The organism is Escherichia coli DSM 30083 = JCM 1649 = ATCC 11775, from assembly GCF_003697165.2.
In the GTDB taxonomy this organism is placed as follows: domain Bacteria; phylum Pseudomonadota; class Gammaproteobacteria; order Enterobacterales; family Enterobacteriaceae; genus Escherichia; species Escherichia coli.
On record NZ_CP033092.2, the window covers coordinates 3,663,466 to 3,680,294 of the forward strand.

Consider the following 16,829-nt stretch of genomic DNA (forward strand, 5'->3'; position numbering starts at 1 on the left):
CTCATAAACACATAGCGTCAACATTCAATGACATAATGAGTAAAGATGTTGGTTATGCATACACGTCATTACTCTATGCCTATCCCTTAACAACCTGCTTCTTAAGACTGAATCCATTCAGCAATAGATAGCCAACATTATAACAATGACAATAAAAACAATATTTAAAACAATCGATAAAATATCAGACACAGACAATTAAACCTTAAACAACAAACAGTTACATTGATTTTAGTTGATTTGCGCTACGCGTTCCCCATGAATAAAGCGTCATTTCAAATTAGCACCAATATTTACATTAAATAAGACTAAGCTTATTGAACATTCACAACAGTCCAAACGTAGGTTTTGGGCTTCAATAGTTCTTTTCTTTTTTATTATCTGTTGCCTGGCAATCATCAATCGATACTAAGGGCTTAACTGTACACAGATATAACGTATCAAGAGGTAAGAGAAACCGCGCCATATGCAGACATGGCGCGGTTTTATGCAATAACAATCACGAGTCCGGGAACATCACGCTATGGCCCGGCGCTTCACGATGGAGATGGATAAAGTTAAGGTGCCGCTCGTACTGGTCGAGAATATCGGTGATCACCTGCTCTTTGCTGTAGTCCATCAGGTCGTTGCCCTGGCTGCCTTCTAACAGGAAGGTTTCCAGCCGGTAGTAGGTCGATTTCCCGCTACGTGCGCGGTAGGTAAAGCCCGGCACTGAATATTGCTGCGGCCAAATCTGATAGACAAAGTTCTGCTCTTCGCCCATATGCACCAACAAATCCAGATGCCCCAACTGTTGTCCCTCTTCCGGCGGCAGGTTTTTTAGCTCCACGTACGCGCCGCGCAACCGCAGTTCCTGCGCCACTTCTTCCATTGCAGGATAACAGACCGTCTCCATCATCTGTTTAGTGTAACGCGTGCCCGGATAATTCATCAGGCGCGAGAGACGTTTTTTCCAGCTCAGGCGATCCTGAAGCCCCAGCGGTCGCGGCGCGGTATCGCGGTTGGCACTTTCACGGCGGTAATCTTCTACCTTCAGAGATTTATACAACCCCGCCATCACGAAGAAGATCACAAAGCTGAACGGCAGGCCCATAATCACCGTGGTGTTTTGCAGCGCGGATATCCCGTTGGTCATCAGCATGCCTAGCGTCAGCAGGCCAATCGCCACCGACCAGAAGACGCGCAGCCAGCCGGGTGCGTCGCTGTTGATATCTTTAAGCTGCGAGGTGAAATTCCCCAGCACCAACGCACCGGAGTCCGCCGAGGTCACATAAAACAGCAGGCCAGTAATGGTGGCGACGGAGGCGCTAAAGGTAAACGCCGGATACTGCGCCAGCAGGCTGTAGAAGCCGCGCTCCGGATGGACCATCGCTTCCTCGGCAAATGCAGCGCCGCCGTGGATGATTTCATACAGCGCGCTATTGCCGAATACCGAGAGCCATAACAGCGTGAAGGTAAACGGAATAATCAACGTGCCCAGCACGAACTGGCGAATGGTACGCCCACGCGAGATACGCGCCAGGAACAAGCCGACAAACGGCGACCATGCCACCCACCATGCCCAGAAGAAGAGCGTCCAGTTATTCATCCACTCAACCGGACGGTCGAAGGCAAAACTGTTGAGCGTCATGCCCATAAAGCGATTCACATAGTCGCCAACATTCAGCACCAGTGCATTAAGCAGGAACGAGGTGTCGCCCATAAACAACACGAACAGGATCAATCCCAGCGCCAGCGCAACGTTGAGTTCCGATAACACGCGAATGCCCTTATCGACACCGGATGTCACCGAGATAGTGGCGATGATCACCGACAAGGCGATCAGTGCCGCTTTCGCCGCCATCGAATCGGGAATATCAAACAGCACGCTCAAGCCATAGTTAAGCTGTACCACACCGATACCGAGCGTAGTGGCAATACCGAAGATGGTGCCGATCACCGCAGCAATATCCACTGAGTGACCTATCGGCCCGTTAATCCGTTTACCGAAGATCGGGTACAGCGCCGAGCGGATAGTGAGCGGCAAATTATAACGATAGCTAAAGTATCCGAGCGCCATGCCCATCAGCGCATACATCGACCAGCCGGTTAAGCCGTAGTGAAACAGCGTCCAGACCATCGCCTGACGCGCGGCCTCAATCGTCTGTCCCGCGCCTTCCGGCGGCTGCATATACTGCGTTACCGGTTCGGCTACGGAGAAGAACATCAGGTCGATACCGATCCCGGCAGCAAACAGCATCGCCGCCCAACTCAGCAGACTGAATTCCGGTTTTGATTGTTCTGGCCCGAGCTTCACCGAACCAAAACGCGAACAAGCGATACAGACTACAAAGACAATATAGAGCGTTGCCGCCAGCAGATAGTACCAACCGAAGGTTTTAGAGACCCAGTCCAGCGTGCGGCCAATCCACAGGGCCGAGAAGTCGCGAAACAGGATCGTTGTCAGGGAAAACAACAAAATCAGTCCGGCGGAAGTGTAAAACACCACCGGATTGATTTTGTCCTTTTCCCTGCTGTGTGAAAGGTCTGTCATCCAGTATCCCCACTGTTATTGTTACCATTTAAAATCAAATTAGTAACAATTAAGACACATTTTATATTGAACGTCCAATCAATAACCGCTTTAATAGATAAACAACGCTGATTAATGGAGTGGCGAAAATGCCCAAATTGGGGATGCAGTCGATCCGGCGCAGACAACTGATCGACGCCACGCTGGAAGCAATAAATGAAGTGGGCATGCACGATGCAACGATCGCGCAGATCGCCCGCCGTGCAGGCGTTTCTACGGGGATCATCAGCCACTATTTCAGGGACAAAAATGGTCTGCTGGAAGCAACCATGCGCGATATCACCAGTCAGCTGCGTGACGCGGTTTTGAATCGATTACATGCACTTCCGCAGGGCAGTGCAGAGCTGCGATTACAGGCGATTGTTGGCGGAAACTTCGATGAAACCCAGGTGAGCAGTGCGGCGATGAAAGCCTGGCTGGCCTTCTGGGCCAGCAGTATGCATCAGCCGATGCTCTATCGCTTGCAGCAGGTCAGTAGCCGCCGCTTATTGTCGAATCTGGTGAGCGAATTTCGCCGCGAGTTACCGCGCCAACAGGCACAGGAAGCGGGCTACGGCCTTGCCGCGCTAATTGACGGATTATGGCTGCGCGCGGCACTGAGCGGCAAAGCGCTGGATAAACCTCTCGCACACTCGCTGACCCGTCACTTTATTACTCAGCATTTACCCACCGATTAACCGAGGAAACGTGATGTCCCGAATGGCAGAACAGCAGCTTTATATACATGGTGGTTATACCTCCGCCACCAGCGGTCGCACCTTCGAGACCATTAACCCGGCCAACGGTAACGTGCTGGCGACCGTGCAGGCCGCCGGGCGTGAGGATGTCGATCGCGCCGTGAAGAGTGCCCAACAAGGGCAAAAAATCTGGGCGGCGATGACCGCTATGGAACGCTCGCGTATTCTGCGTCGGGCCGTTGATATTCTGCGTGAACGCAATGACGAACTCGCAAAACTGGAAACCCTCGACACCGGAAAAGCATATTCGGAAACCTCAACCGTCGATATCGTTACCGGTGCGGACGTGCTGGAGTACTATGCCGGGCTGATCCCGGCGCTGGAAGGCAGCCAGATCCCGTTGCGTGAGACGTCATTTGTTTATACCCGCCGCGAACCGCTGGGTGTGGTGGCGGGGATTGGCGCATGGAACTACCCGATCCAGATTGCTTTGTGGAAATCCGCCCCCGCGCTGGCGGCGGGTAACGCGATGATCTTCAAACCGAGCGAAGTCACCCCGCTTACCGCGTTAAAGCTGGCTGAAATTTACAGCGAAGCGGGCCTGCCGGACGGTGTATTTAACGTGTTGCCGGGCGTGGGCGCGGAGACCGGGCAATATCTGACCGATCATCCGGGCATTGCCAAAGTGTCATTTACCGGGGGTGTCGCCAGCGGCAAAAAAGTGATGGCTAACTCGGCAGCTTCCTCCCTGAAAGAAGTGACCATGGAGCTGGGCGGTAAATCACCGCTGATCGTTTTCGACGATGCGGATCTCGATCTCGCCGCCGATATCACCATGATGGCGAATTTCTTCAGCTCCGGTCAGGTGTGTACCAACGGCACTCGCGTCTTCGTTCCGACGAAATGCAAAGCCGCATTTGAACAAAAGATTCTGGCGCGCGTTGAGCGCATTCGCGCGGGCGACGTTTTCGATCCGCAAACTAACTTCGGCCCGCTGGTCAGCTTCCCGCATCGCGATAACGTGCTGCGCTATATCGCCAAAGGCATAGAGGAAGGCGCGCGCGTACTGTGCGGCGGCGATGTACTGAAGGGGGATAGCTTCGATAACGGCGCATGGGTTGCACCGACCGTGTTCACCGATTGCAGCGACGATATGACCATTGTGCGAGAAGAGATTTTCGGGCCGGTGATGTCCATTCTGACCTACGAGTCGGAAGACGAAGTCATTCGCCGCGCTAACGATACCGACTACGGTCTGGCGGCGGGTATCGTGACGGCGGACCTGAACCTCGCGCATCGCGTCATTCATCAGCTGGAAGCGGGTATTTGCTGGATCAACACCTGGGGCGAATCCCCGGCAGAGATGCCCGTTGGCGGCTACAAACACTCCGGCATTGGTCGCGAGAACGGAGTGATGACGCTCCAGAGTTACACCCAGGTGAAGTCCATCCAGGTTGAGATGGCTAAATTCCAGTCCATATTCTAACCAGGAGGTTTATTTGCAATTTGACTACATCATTATTGGTGCCGGCTCAGCCGGCAACGTTCTCGCTACCCGTCTGACTGAAGATCCGAACACAACCGTGCTGCTGCTTGAAGCAGGCGGCCCGGACTATCGCTTTGACTTCCGCACCCAGATGCCCGCCGCGCTGGCGTTCCCGCTACAGGGCAAACGCTACAACTGGGCCTATGAGACGGAACCCGAACCGTTTATGAACAACCGCCGCATGGAGTGCGGACGCGGCAAAGGTCTGGGCGGTTCATCGCTGATCAACGGTATGTGCTACATCCGTGGCAATGCGCTGGATCTCGATAACTGGGCACAAGAACCTGGTCTGGAGAACTGGAGTTATCTCGACTGCCTGCCCTACTATCGCAAGGCCGAGACTCGCGATGTGGGCGAGAACGACTACCACGGCGGTGATGGCCCGGTGAGCGTCACCACCTCCAAACCCGGCGTCAATCCGCTGTTTGAAGCGATGATTGAAGCGGGCGTGCAGGCGGGCTACCCGCGCACGGACGATCTCAACGGCTATCAGCAGGAAGGTTTTGGCCCGATGGATCGCACCGTCACGCCGCATGGCCGTCGCGCCAGCACCGCGCGTGGCTATCTCGATCAGGCCAAATCGCGCCCTAACCTGACCATTCGTACTCACGCCATGACCGATCACATCTTTTTTGACGGCAAACGCGCGGTGGGCGTCGAGTGGCTGGAAGGCGACAGCACCATTCCGACCCGCGCGGCGGCGAATAAAGAAGTGCTGTTATGTGCAGGCGCGATTGCTTCACCGCAGATCCTGCAACGCTCCGGCGTCGGCAACGCTGAACTGCTGGCGGAGTTTGATATTCCGCTGGTGCATGAATTACCTGGCGTCGGCGAAAATCTTCAGGATCACCTGGAGATGTATCTGCAATATGAGTGCAAAGAACCGGTTTCCCTCTACCCTGCCCTGCAGTGGTGGAATCAGCCGAAAATCGGTGCGGAGTGGCTGTTTGGCGGCACCGGCGTTGGTGCCAGCAACCACTTTGAAGCAGGCGGATTTATTCGCAGCCGTGAGGAATTTGCGTGGCCGAATATTCAGTACCATTTCCTGCCAGTGGCGATTAACTATAACGGCTCGAACGCAGTGAAAGAGCACGGCTTCCAGTGCCACGTCGGATCGATGCGCTCGCCAAGCCGTGGGCATGTGCGGATTAAATCCCGCGACCCGCACCAGCATCCGGCGATTCTGTTTAACTACATGTCGCACGAGCAGGACTGGCAGGAGTTCCGCGACGCAATTCGCATCACCCGGGAGATCATGCATCAACCGGCGCTGGATCAGTATCGTGGCCGCGAAATCAGCCCCGGTGTCGAATGCCAGACGGATGAGCAGCTCGATGAGTTCGTGCGTAACCACGCCGAAACCGCCTTCCACCCGTGCGGTACCTGCAAAATGGGTTATGACGAGATGGCAGTGGTTGACGCCGAAGGCCGCGTACACGGGCTGGAAGGCCTGCGCGTGGTGGATGCGTCAATTATGCCGCAGATTATCACCGGCAATTTGAACGCCACGACGATTATGATTGGCGAGAAAATGGCGGATATGATTCGCGGGAAGGATGCGTTGCCGAGGAGCACGGCAAGATATTTTGTGGCAAATGGGATGCCGGTGAGAGCGAAAAAAATGAGTCGTGATGTGAACTGACTCAGGAACCTATCAGATTGAGAGTTACCGTTCTACTATGAGGACCGAATCCTTATATAAAACACTGAGGTAACTCTCATGCTTCATCGTGACAATCTCACCAGCAAATTCTAAGCTGACTTGCTCAATCTGGCTGATGAAGGTGCTATGCATACACAGATAAACTACAGATGAAATACCACTCAGCTTAAGAATTACGCCGCTAATGTTCCTGGCTATGGTTACCTGTTCATTCCCGCTCACGGTTAGCATGTACGAAAAGGGTTCTTGTAACGAGTACAAAAATAAGTCAGACCAAAACCACATGGAGCTTTAAACACGGTTCGTATAATTTATTAGCAGCGATTTATTTTTACTCTTCTTTAATTAATCATCATGCTTAAATATTTTTTAGCACAAGATTATCGCTTCGCTAACATTTTAGTTTACATTAATTTTCAATTGATAATAAAAAGTTGTTAATAAGTTTTTTGCGAAAAATAAAAAGTGTTGGAATACTCTCCATCAAATGAATGCAAAATAAACAAATTGAGATATACAAAAAGTAAAAATCATTTAAATGAATATTTTTAATTTATGAACAGAACCCATTAACAATGATTTACTAACGACCAAAAAAGTAAAGAACACCTTGCAACAATATGTATTTATAAATTCATATCATTGATATTAAGCTAATCTTACTTTCTATCATCCAAATTTATGCATCAAAAAAAAACAAAATTAAAATCAATTAGATACACAACAAGACAATCTCACAGGAAATGATGTTAAATATCTCAGAAATAATAAAAAATTACTAAAGCATTAGACGTAATACACATCCCACACGACCTGTCACTCATAGTTTTAATATTTATTTTTTTCACATTATAGTAGATAAAAACACGCATTAAAAATGACTTGTAGAAAAGCTGCACAATAAATAGTTCATATTTAATCTGTTGCGTAGAACTACTATTCAAAAAATCTTATTAATGAGATAATGAGATTACATCGATAACGTTCTGATTGCAGGCATACTTATCTGGGTGTGCCTCTCTTTTTTTTACAACTGTACACGGTGGCGTATGACGAGAAAATATCTCACACAGGATGAAGTCTACAGGCTGATGGATGCAGCCCAGAGCATGTCCTTTCCTGAAAGAAATCGCTGTCTGATTATGATGGCTTTCATTCACGGTTTTAGGGCCAGTGAACTTCTTGATTTACGTTTATCCGATATTGATGCATCTGGAAAACAACTTAATATTCGGCGTATTAAAAATGGTTTCTCGACAACACATCCTCTTCTTCCTGATGAATATAATTTGATCAAGTTGTGGCTTAAGCAGAGGAAGTTAATTGAAAACGGAGTTGAAGGAGACTGGCTTTTTCTCTCCCGGAAACGCCGCCCTATCAGCAGACAACATTTTTTTTCTATCATTCGTGAGGCTGGAAAACGTGCAGGATTAGCTGTAAAAGCACATCCTCATATGTTACGTCATGCCTGTGGTTTTGCTCTGGCTGACAATGGTGTCGATACCCGACTACTTCAGGATTACCTGGGTCATCGAAATATTCAGCATACTGTCAGATACACAGCCAGTAATGCTGCTCGTTTTAAAGGGGTGTGGAAAAAAAAGCCTCGTTAAAACAGTACCTTCTGATTCAAAATGTCAGATTCCTACGTTTTCCTCAATTCTTCCATAAAAAAACAGCCCATTCAATTAAATAAAACACATAACATGTTGATATTTCTAGCTAAAGTAAAATAACCCCATGATTTGAAATGATTAATCACAAAGGTCATACCAGTGATTAACTTTCGCCCATATTGTTAAATAATACAAAATTAAAAACAATAAAAATCAAACAAATTAGATTTATATTCCAAGAAAATTAAATATTCAGGCTATTAAACCAAACCTGACATTTTGAATCAAAATGTCAGGTTTTGTAGCAATGGCGTGGACGAGTCTGAATGAAGAAGCCTCTGGTTATTATCAGTGCCTGTCAGTTCACCAGGCTGGCACTGGAGTCTCTCATCCCAACGGACAGGTATATCGTGCGGGTGTACAGCAACGTCACTACAGAGGTTGAATTCGTTTTAAAGACCTCCTGTGGCTACCTGTTAGCTGATATCCCTTCGCTTCCTTCGGGGGAGTTGGTTCTTCTGGCTTGTCTCGCCCGTTTGCGGAGTGATGCCGGGCAATGGCAGGTCTGCCTGACCGGTGACTCCGACTGGTTCGATAATGCTCCTGCTGCAAGTCTGTATAACGGCTTCCCACGCATCGGCACCATGCTGACAGCGAGTCGTTATCAGAATCAAATTATCCGCTGGTTACTACGTCCTTTGCCCGGCGATATGAGCGATTTCTGGCTCCTGACTGCACGGGAGTTGAGCGTGCTTAAGATTCTGATGCAGGGCATGAGTTTCAGTGAGATTGCCCGTTATGAACAACGCAGTTCAAAGACCCTGCATGCGATTGCCACACGGGCTTTAATGAAACTTGGACTGGGAACACTGAGCGATTTCAGGCTGCTCTATACGGGATGCGGTGACAGCAGAGTGAAACGGAATATACGGCTACATGCAAAATATATCGGACAACATTCCGCTCATCGACTCACTCAGTATGTGCAGAACATGGTATCCGGAATCCTTTATCCAGAGAAAGTTGCCGTTGGTGAATCAATAAATTCTGACGCCATTTCCGGAAAAGTACTTTCCGGACAAAGAAAAAATATATCTAAAAAAAGACCAGGATTGTTATGACACAGCAGCGTTGTTACTACCACCCACTGCGGCGCATACGGACTCGCTACAGTGTAGGAGCCAAAATATTTCTACTGTTCTGGGCTGCAGGATTGGGAGGCACGCTGTACAGCCTGTACAGCGTGCTGGCGTACTGACATCTGTGAGGGAAGGATGCGTTTCGTTCTTTTCTGTCCCTCAGGAATTGTACCAGCGCAGTTCGCAGCTCTATCAACCGGTTCTGTCGGCAATGTTACCTGCATCAGAACAGAAGAGGAGTTACGCAATAAATTGCGGCACAGGCCACAGAGTGTCGTGATATCGGCAGGGCGACCTGCCGAATGCGCTGAAATGTGGTTCCGATTTTATCGGGATCACTCATTCGTGGTGGTGTTGTGCGTCGCGCCCTTTTTTCTGCCACCGGATGTGAGTATTTCTGGCGTTCTCAAAAACCTGAGGTTACTGAAACCAGGAATGTCAGTAGAGCGTGTCATCAGTATTGCAAATGCCTCTGGTGGGTTTTCAGGGCTGAAGCATGCAGAAATTTTGCCAGTTATGGACAGTTACTCTGTCTTTATGAAAGAGGTGAATAACCGCACAAAGACAATCGTCATGTCAGAACGCTTCCCGGAAAAGCAAAAGAAGGTGTTGTCGTTACTTCTTGCCGGACACAGCTGGGAATACAGTGCGCAGTTTCTCAAAACGGGGATAAGACAGATATGGCTTGCCGAGCAGTCGCTAAAAAAGCGTTGGGGAATACCGGACAGCATGTCATTGCGGGAAGCCCTGCTGCTGAGCAGCAATAATTTTCACGGTGATGGAAATGCATTGGAAACAACGAATGCCATGACATTGCGTGAAAACGGAAATACCAACAGGTATTCCGTGGTGGTAAATGCAGGGACGCAGGCTTTATCTCTGCATAAATATAAATAAGTGGGAAATTGAAATTAGTTACCAGAATGGAGAATTTCTTCATGAAAAACAGTAAGGCATTTTACCGCAGCGCATTAGCGACAGCTATTGTTATGGCTCTTTCTGCACCAGCATTCGCTACTGATAGCACGGTATCAACTGATCCGGTTACGCTGAATACAGAGAAGACGACTCTGGATCAAGATGTTGTTATTAACGGTGATAACAAGATTACAGCCGTAACAATTGAAACGTCAGATTCAGATAAAGACCTTAATGTTACTTTTGGCGGTCACGATATTACCGCCGCATCAACGGTAAACCAAGATTTCGTTGAAGGTGTAAAAGTTAGTGGTAACAAAAATGTTGTGATTAATGCTACAGACTCCACCATCACAGCTCAAGGTGAAGGCACCTATGTCCGGACTGCAATGGTCATTGATTCAACTGGCGATGTTGTTGTTAATGGCGGTAATTTCGTTGCAAAAAATGAAAAAGGTAGTGCGACAGGGATATCTCTGGAAGCGACCACGGGAAATAATTTAACGCTCAATGGTACAACCATAAATGCTCAAGGTAATAAGAGTTACAGCAACGGCTCTACGGCAATTTTTGCTCAAAAGGGTAATTTGTTGCAGGGTTTTGACGGTGATGCAACCGACAACATCACCCTTGCTGACTCAAATATTATTAATGGCGGGATTGAAACAATAGTTACTGCCGGGAATAAGACGGGAATTCATACAGTCAACCTGAATATTAAGGATGGCTCAGTAATTGGGGCGGCTAATAATAAACAAACAATTTATGCCTCTGCTTCGGCACAAGGCGCAGGTTCAGCAACGCAAAATTTAAATTTGTCTGTTGCTGATTCAACCATCTACTCTGATGTCCTGGCCCTTTCTGAAAGCGAGAATTCAGCCAGTACCACAACAAATGTAAATATGAACGTTGCCCGCTCTTACTGGGAAGGTAATGCTTATACCTTCAATAGCGGCGATAAAGCGGGTAGTGATCTGGATATAAATCTTTCCGATAGTTCAGTCTGGAAAGGCAAAGTTTCAGGGGCAGGAGATGCCAGTGTATCTCTGCAAAACGGGTCTGTCTGGAATGTTACGGGTTCCTCAACTGTTGATGCTCTGGCAGTAAAAGACAGTACGGTTAATATCACGAAGGCTACAGTCAATACTGGCACGTTTGCTTCTCAAAACGGCACTCTGATTGTTGATGCCTCTTCTGAAAACACTCTGGATATCAGCGGTAAAGCGAGCGGTGACTTGCGTGTTTACAGTGCGGGTTCATTGGATCTTATCAATGAACAAACGGCATTTATTTCTACCGGCAAAGACAGCACTCTAAAAGCCACAGGCACAACGGAAGGTGGTCTGTATCAATATGACCTGACACAGGGAGCTGATGGTAACTTTTATTTCGTAAAAAACACGCATAAAGCATCCAACGCCAGCTCCGTGATTCAGGCAATGGCAGCTGCTCCGGCTAACGTCGCTAATCTGCAGGCTGACACGCTCTCCGCCCGTCAGGATGCTGTCCGTCTGAGCGAAAATGACAAGGGTGGCGTATGGATTCAGTACTTTGGCGGTAAACAGAAACATACCACCGCGGGAAATGCATCCTATGACCTGGATGTAAATGGTGTAATGCTGGGTGGTGATACCCGCTTCATGACTGAAGATGGTAGCTGGCTGGCCGGTGTGGCGATGTCTTCTGCGAAAGGTGACATGACTACCATGCAGAGCAAAGGTGACACTGAAGGTTACAGCTTCCACGCTTACCTGAGCCGCCAGTATAACAACGGTATCTTCATTGATACTGCTGCACAGTTTGGTCACTACAGCAACACGGCAGATGTTCGCCTGATGAATGGTGGCGGTACCATCAAAGCTGACTTTAACACCAATGGTTTTGGTGCGATGGTTAAAGGCGGTTACACATGGAAAGACGGTAATGGCCTGTTTATTCAGCCATATGCCAAACTGTCTGCTCTGACTCTGGAAGGTGTGGATTATCAACTCAACGGCGTGGACGTTCATTCTGACAGCTATAACTCTGTGCTGGGTGAGGCCGGTACGCGCGTGGGTTATGACTTCGCTGTGGGCAACGCGACCGTTAAACCTTATCTGAATCTGGCCGCACTGAACGAATTCTCTGATGGCAACAAAGTCCGTCTGGGTGATGAGTCTGTCAATGCCAGCATTGACGGTGCAGCATTCCGCGTGGGTGCAGGTGTACAGGCTGATATCACCAAAAACATGGGAGCATATGCAAGCCTTGACTACACCAAAGGTGACGACATTGAGAACCCGCTACAGGGTGTAGTTGGTATCAATGTGACCTGGTAAGAATAAAGCAGTCGGTTCCCCTGTCGACTGTTATACCCCCTGCAGGCAGCAGTATGCTGCCTGCAGGCTATAAATATCCAGTATTCATGATGCTGGCTTTTTGCTGATATTTACCCTGAACATTCCTGATACAGACTATTAATACAATCTTATCTGCGACAGATTTCATTTTCTGGATATATTATGAATGAACAAATCAAACAGGATATCGATCTGATTGAGATTTTATTTTATCTGAAGAAAAAGATTCGTGTTATCCTTTTTATTATAGCTATCTGTATGGTAATGGTGCTGTTGTTTCTGTATATCAATAAAGATAATATAAAAGTGACTTACAGTCTAAAAATAAACCAGACAACACCAGGCATACTTGTTAGCTGTGATAGCAATAATAACTTTGCCTGTCAGACCACAATGACTGAAGATGTTATTCAGCGAATTACTACATTTTTTCAGACCAGCCCAGATGTCAAGAACAGAGAAATAAAGCTGGAATGGTCAGGAAATAAGAGAGATTTACCAACTGCTGAAGCGGAAATATCTCGCGTGCAGGCGTCTATCATCAAATGGTATGCGTCAGAATACCATAATGGCAGGCAAGTTCTCGATGAGATACAAACGCCTTCAGCAATTAACAGTGAGCTTTATACAAAAATGATATACCTGACCAGGAACTGGTCACTGTATCCGAACGGTGATGGCTGTGTCACTATAAGCTCACCAGAAATAAAAAATAAATACCCTGCTGCCATTTGCCTGGCTCTGGGATTTTTTCTAAGTATTGTGATTTCTGTGATGTTTTGCCTTGTCAAAAAAATGGTAGATGAATACCAACAAAACTCTGGGCAGTAATAAACAGCATTCTGACAGAGAGTGCCTGTATAAAACTATAGTGACAGTGACCGGGAAGGGAGCCCGTCTTCAGGAATGGATTCCTGTCTTTTTAACTGTAAATATCCTGGCATTATTAATGTCAGGATATTTACAGAAGAGCTGCATAACCATGACGGAACGGGGTTAAGTCAGGTTGTCCTTAACGCTATTCACAACCTCGTATACCGCCTTCAGGTTTATGTCCAGACTACATATCTCTCTCAGCAATCCTCAATAATCAGATACACCGCTTTCACCGGACCATGAACCCCGACGACTTTGATAAGCTCAATGTCCGCCGTTGAACTGGGACCACTGATGATGTTAATACATGACGGCATTCGTTCACCGGCCTGCGCTTTCTGATGCAATTTTTCTGCGAGTTGCGCTACACGCGGCAGGATTGTGCTTTTACGCAGGATAAAAAGAGAAGATTCCGGGAGCAGGCTCAATGAACGCCCGCGCCCGGCGGCGGAAAAAAGAACCACGCCTCCCGATTCGGTTAAACCATATTCAGCATATACGACGCCCACTTTAGCCTGCTCTGCTTGTGATATGTTCTCAATACCTTTCGCCGGATCCCAAACAACGGCATTGCATTCCTGCTGCAAACGTTCGCTAATCCCCAATTCCTCCAGCCTCGTGTCACCACTAATCACGACCGACTGATCTCCCAGCTCTTTACACAGACGTATTGCAGCTTCTGCCGCCTTCGCCTCGCTGGTCAGTTCACAGCGCGTCAACATAACATCGCTGGCAAACTGGATAAACGCGTCACAGCGCTGCTGTTGGGTAAGTTGGGTAAGCCGCTCGTTAGCATAGTTGTTAAGCGGCGCATCTTCTGCTTGCGGTTCAAGTCGCAGCGGGCGCCCCAGTGCCTGAGCAACGTTATTCAAAAATTTGCTCCGATTATCCATTCTTTTTCTCCTGCGCCTGATGTTTCTTAAACCAACTACGGAAACTCTCTCCGTCAGCTTCAGGAAGATCGCGTGCTTCCATCCAGTCGCTAATCGCGCCAAATTTGAGTGGTGTTTTGCCGCCATTGATAAACCAGCTTGCCGCATGAGCACCAGCCATCATCCCAACTTTCCACAATCCTGGATGACTATTGGCATAAGCGAACATTTTTATCGCCCGTTGCTCTGCTTTTGCGGTGATCCCTTTTTCAGCCATCACCCGACGATGACGCAAAATCAGTTTTGACAGCGGAATACGCACCGGACACACGCTGTCACAAGCGGTGCATAAAGAGCAGGCGTAGGGTAAATCTTTAAAATCTTTATAGCCGCCAAGTAACGGGGAAATCACCGCACCAATTGGCCCTGGATAAATAGAGCCATATCCATGACCGCCAATATGGCGATATGCCGGACAAGTATTCATACAAGCCCCGCAACGAATACAGCGCAGCACATCCCGAAATTCAGAGGCCAGCACCTCAGAACGCCCGTTATCGACAATAACCAGATGAAACTCTTCAGGACCATCAACGTGCCCCGCTTCGCGCGGTCCTGTCAGCCAGGTGTTGTATCCCGTCAAACGTGCACCAACGGCACTGCGCGCCAGCATGGTGATCAATACATCTACCTCTGCAAACGTGGGAGCAATACGCTCCATTCCCATCACTGCAATATGCGTTTTAGGCAGCGTGGTACACATTCGCGCATTACCTTCATTGGTCACCAGGCATACCGAACCGGTCTCTGCCACCGCGAAATTACAGCCGGTAATACCTATTTCAGCACTGAGGAAATCTTCGCGGATTTTTTGCCGAATGAATAAGGTCATCGCTTCAGGCGTTTCCGGCCCCTCATAGCCCAGATGTTCGTGTAGCACTCGACGGATCTGATGGCGATCTTTATGAATTGCCGGGACCACAACATGAGAGGGCGGATCTTGATCCAGCTGGAGAATGTATTCACCCAGATCGGTTTCAATCACCTGAATCCCGGCATCCTGCAACACATGATTGACACCAATCTCTTCGGTCACCATCGATTTAGATTTCACCACCTTCCGGGCATTTTTGCGTTGGGCAACCTGTAAAATGTAGCGGGTGGCGTCTTCTTTGGTTTTTGCAAAATAGACGTGACCTCCGTTTTGCGTCACTTTTTCTGAGAGCTGGTACAGATAAGCGTCGAGATTACTCAGAACATGATCACGTATCTGGGCGGCCCGATCGCGCCACTCCTCCCAGTGCCCCAATTCATCGACCATTTTTTGCCGATTTGCCCCAATACGCTGCTGCGCGTTTGCCACCGCTTTGCGCATGATCGGATCTTCAATTTGCTGACGAATGCGTGTCTTAAAATCTGTATTACTGGTTTTGATCGACATCTTTATATCCTCAGCGGCTCATCAGCACTTCAGCAATATGCATCACTTTGACTTTCTGCCCTTCCCGTTGTAATCGTCCACTGATGTTCAGCAGGCAACTCACGTCAGCACCAATTAAATACTCAGGGCGGACTTCCATCAGGTGCGCAACCTTTTCTTTCACCATCTCGCCGGATATTTCGGCCATTTTGACCGAGAACGTGCCGCCAAATCCGCAGCAGGTATCCTGTTCAGCAAAGGTCAACAGCTCCAGTCCACGCACATTTTTCAGCAGCGTAAGTGGTTCGTCCTTCACCCCCAGCTTACGGGCCAGGCTACAAGATGGGTGATACACCGCTCTCCCTTGCAAACTGGCACCTACATCGACTACCCCTAATGTATTAACAATAAAAGAGGTGAGATCCTGCATACGCGCGGCAACCTTTTCGGCACGTGATGCCCATTCAGGTTCATCCGCCAGATACGTCGGGTAACTTTTTACGGCATAGGTGCAAGAGCCAGCCGGTGAAATAATGGGATCGTCGTTATCCTCCAGTGCGGCGATCAGATTTTTCATCCCTGGAATCGCTTCTTTGATATAACCACTATTGATCGCAGGCTGACCGCAGCATCCTTGTTTCTCCGGGAAATTTACGCGACAGCCGAGTTTTTCCAGTAGCAGCACGGAGTCTCGTGCCATTCTTGATTTCAGGGCGTCACCAATGCAGGTGACAAAGAAATTGACATTCACAACTAATACTCCATTACTTCATGCCCATTTATGCCCGATGGTTCCCCCCTTCCGGGGGATCAATCATCAATAAATATGGCGTTCTTTTTTAATTGGCTAGCAACATACCACCCCTCATTTGTATGACAAATAATAATCTTTCATCTAAACTTCAAATGCAATAACTAATTTTATTTCTTTCGGCATCGCTCACATTTTATGGGGAAATCGACGATCATTTTTGGCATAAGAAATCCATTTAAAAAGGCTACACCCCTTATACCTATTCAGAGCTACTTATTCAGGGGTTATTGAGATATACACTGATGGTGCACAAAAAAATCACCGACAATAATCACGTATCAAGTAATAGTCGGGATTTTATTTAATTGAAGCAATTTAGTTTGCATTTTTATTTAAAAACTGAGCTAGAGTCCATCAAAAAAAATATATAAAGCCCA

At 48.1% G+C, this 16,829-nt stretch carries 12 protein-coding genes; 8 read left to right on the plus strand and 4 right to left on the minus strand.

Annotation, left to right across the window (positions count from 1 at the left end):
• Positions 1–499 precede the first annotated feature (499 nt).
• Complete coding sequence (gene betT / locus EAS44_RS19025) at positions 500–2,533, minus strand: choline BCCT transporter BetT (protein WP_000131041.1); 2,034 nt, start codon at positions 2,531–2,533, stop codon at positions 500–502.
• Positions 2,534–2,661: 128 nt separating this feature from the next.
• On the opposite strand from betT, the gene betI reads away from it, so the two are divergent.
• The 8 genes from betI to ykgH all read left to right on the plus strand — a co-directional run bounded on the left by betI (position 2,662) and on the right by ykgH (position 13,301).
• On the plus strand, positions 2,662–3,249 hold the full coding sequence (gene betI / locus EAS44_RS19030; RefSeq protein WP_001314510.1) for a transcriptional regulator BetI: 588 nt from the start codon (positions 2,662–2,664) through the stop codon (positions 3,247–3,249).
• Positions 3,250–3,262: 13 nt separating this feature from the next.
• The gene (betB, locus tag EAS44_RS19035) at positions 3,263–4,735 is read left to right on the plus strand and encodes a betaine-aldehyde dehydrogenase (protein WP_001350625.1); all 1,473 of its coding nucleotides are present in this window, start codon (positions 3,263–3,265) and stop codon (positions 4,733–4,735) included.
• 13 nt (positions 4,736–4,748) lie between these two features.
• Positions 4,749–6,437 carry a choline dehydrogenase gene (betA, locus tag EAS44_RS19040; protein WP_001159135.1) on the plus strand — a complete coding sequence of 563 codons (1,689 nt, stop codon included), beginning with the start codon at positions 4,749–4,751 and terminating at the stop codon, positions 6,435–6,437.
• A 1,070-nt stretch (positions 6,438–7,507) separates the two neighbouring features.
• Entirely contained in the window at positions 7,508–8,071 is a 564-nt protein-coding gene (gene ipbA / locus EAS44_RS19050) for a tyrosine-type DNA invertase IpbA (protein WP_001295805.1), read from the plus strand.
• A gap of 329 nt (positions 8,072–8,400) precedes the next feature.
• Positions 8,401–9,195: a LuxR family transcriptional regulator HyxR gene (gene hyxR, locus EAS44_RS19055; RefSeq protein ID WP_001304859.1), complete on the plus strand. Its 795-nt coding sequence runs from the start codon at positions 8,401–8,403 to the stop codon at positions 9,193–9,195.
• Positions 9,196–9,348: 153 nt separating this feature from the next.
• On the plus strand, positions 9,349–10,110 hold the full coding sequence (gene hyxA / locus EAS44_RS19060; protein WP_001213047.1) for a protein HyxA: 762 nt from the start codon (positions 9,349–9,351) through the stop codon (positions 10,108–10,110).
• Positions 10,111–10,151: 41 nt separating this feature from the next.
• A complete protein-coding gene (gene hyxB, locus EAS44_RS25710; protein ID WP_000798070.1) occupies positions 10,152–12,449 on the plus strand; it encodes an outer membrane autotransporter HyxB in 2,298 nt (765 codons plus the stop codon).
• Between the two features lie 183 nt (positions 12,450–12,632).
• Positions 12,633–13,301 (plus strand): protein YkgH, encoded by a 669-nt coding sequence (gene ykgH, locus EAS44_RS19075; RefSeq protein ID WP_001005272.1) that lies wholly within the window; start codon positions 12,633–12,635, stop codon positions 13,299–13,301.
• A gap of 242 nt (positions 13,302–13,543) precedes the next feature.
• Here ykgH and ykgG read toward each other — a convergent pair whose 3' ends face one another.
• From ykgG to ykgE, 3 genes are read right to left on the minus strand one after another with little or no spacing between them, the layout of a single operon-like run.
• Positions 13,544–14,239, minus strand: coding sequence for a LutC/YkgG family protein (gene ykgG, locus EAS44_RS19080; protein ID WP_001298555.1), 696 nt, complete (start codon positions 14,237–14,239; stop codon positions 13,544–13,546).
• Positions 14,232–15,659, minus strand: coding sequence for a LutB/LldF family L-lactate oxidation iron-sulfur protein (ykgF, locus tag EAS44_RS19085; protein ID WP_000023913.1), 1,428 nt, complete (start codon positions 15,657–15,659; stop codon positions 14,232–14,234). Before ykgF ends, ykgG begins: the two co-directional genes overlap by 8 nt.
• A 10-nt stretch (positions 15,660–15,669) precedes the next feature.
• Complete coding sequence (gene ykgE, locus EAS44_RS19090; protein WP_001102123.1) at positions 15,670–16,389, minus strand: (Fe-S)-binding protein; 720 nt, start codon at positions 16,387–16,389, stop codon at positions 15,670–15,672.
• Positions 16,390–16,829 lie beyond the last annotated feature (440 nt).

Coding starts and splice junctions, on each gene's coding strand:
- betT (WP_000131041.1), bottom strand. CDS start 2,533: ATGACAGACCTTTCACACAGCAGGGAAAAGGACAAAATCAATCCGGTG.
- betI (WP_001314510.1), top strand. CDS start 2,662: ATGCCCAAATTGGGGATGCAGTCGATCCGGCGCAGACAACTGATCGAC.
- betB (WP_001350625.1), top strand. CDS start 3,263: ATGTCCCGAATGGCAGAACAGCAGCTTTATATACATGGTGGTTATACC.
- ipbA (WP_001295805.1), top strand. CDS start 7,508: ATGACGAGAAAATATCTCACACAGGATGAAGTCTACAGGCTGATGGAT.
- hyxR (WP_001304859.1), top strand. CDS start 8,401: ATGAAGAAGCCTCTGGTTATTATCAGTGCCTGTCAGTTCACCAGGCTG.
- hyxA (WP_001213047.1), top strand. CDS start 9,349: ATGCGTTTCGTTCTTTTCTGTCCCTCAGGAATTGTACCAGCGCAGTTC.
- hyxB (WP_000798070.1), top strand. CDS start 10,152: ATGAAAAACAGTAAGGCATTTTACCGCAGCGCATTAGCGACAGCTATT.
- ykgH (WP_001005272.1), top strand. CDS start 12,633: ATGAATGAACAAATCAAACAGGATATCGATCTGATTGAGATTTTATTT.
- ykgG (WP_001298555.1), bottom strand. CDS start 14,239: ATGGATAATCGGAGCAAATTTTTGAATAACGTTGCTCAGGCACTGGGG.
- ykgF (WP_000023913.1), bottom strand. CDS start 15,659: ATGTCGATCAAAACCAGTAATACAGATTTTAAGACACGCATTCGTCAG.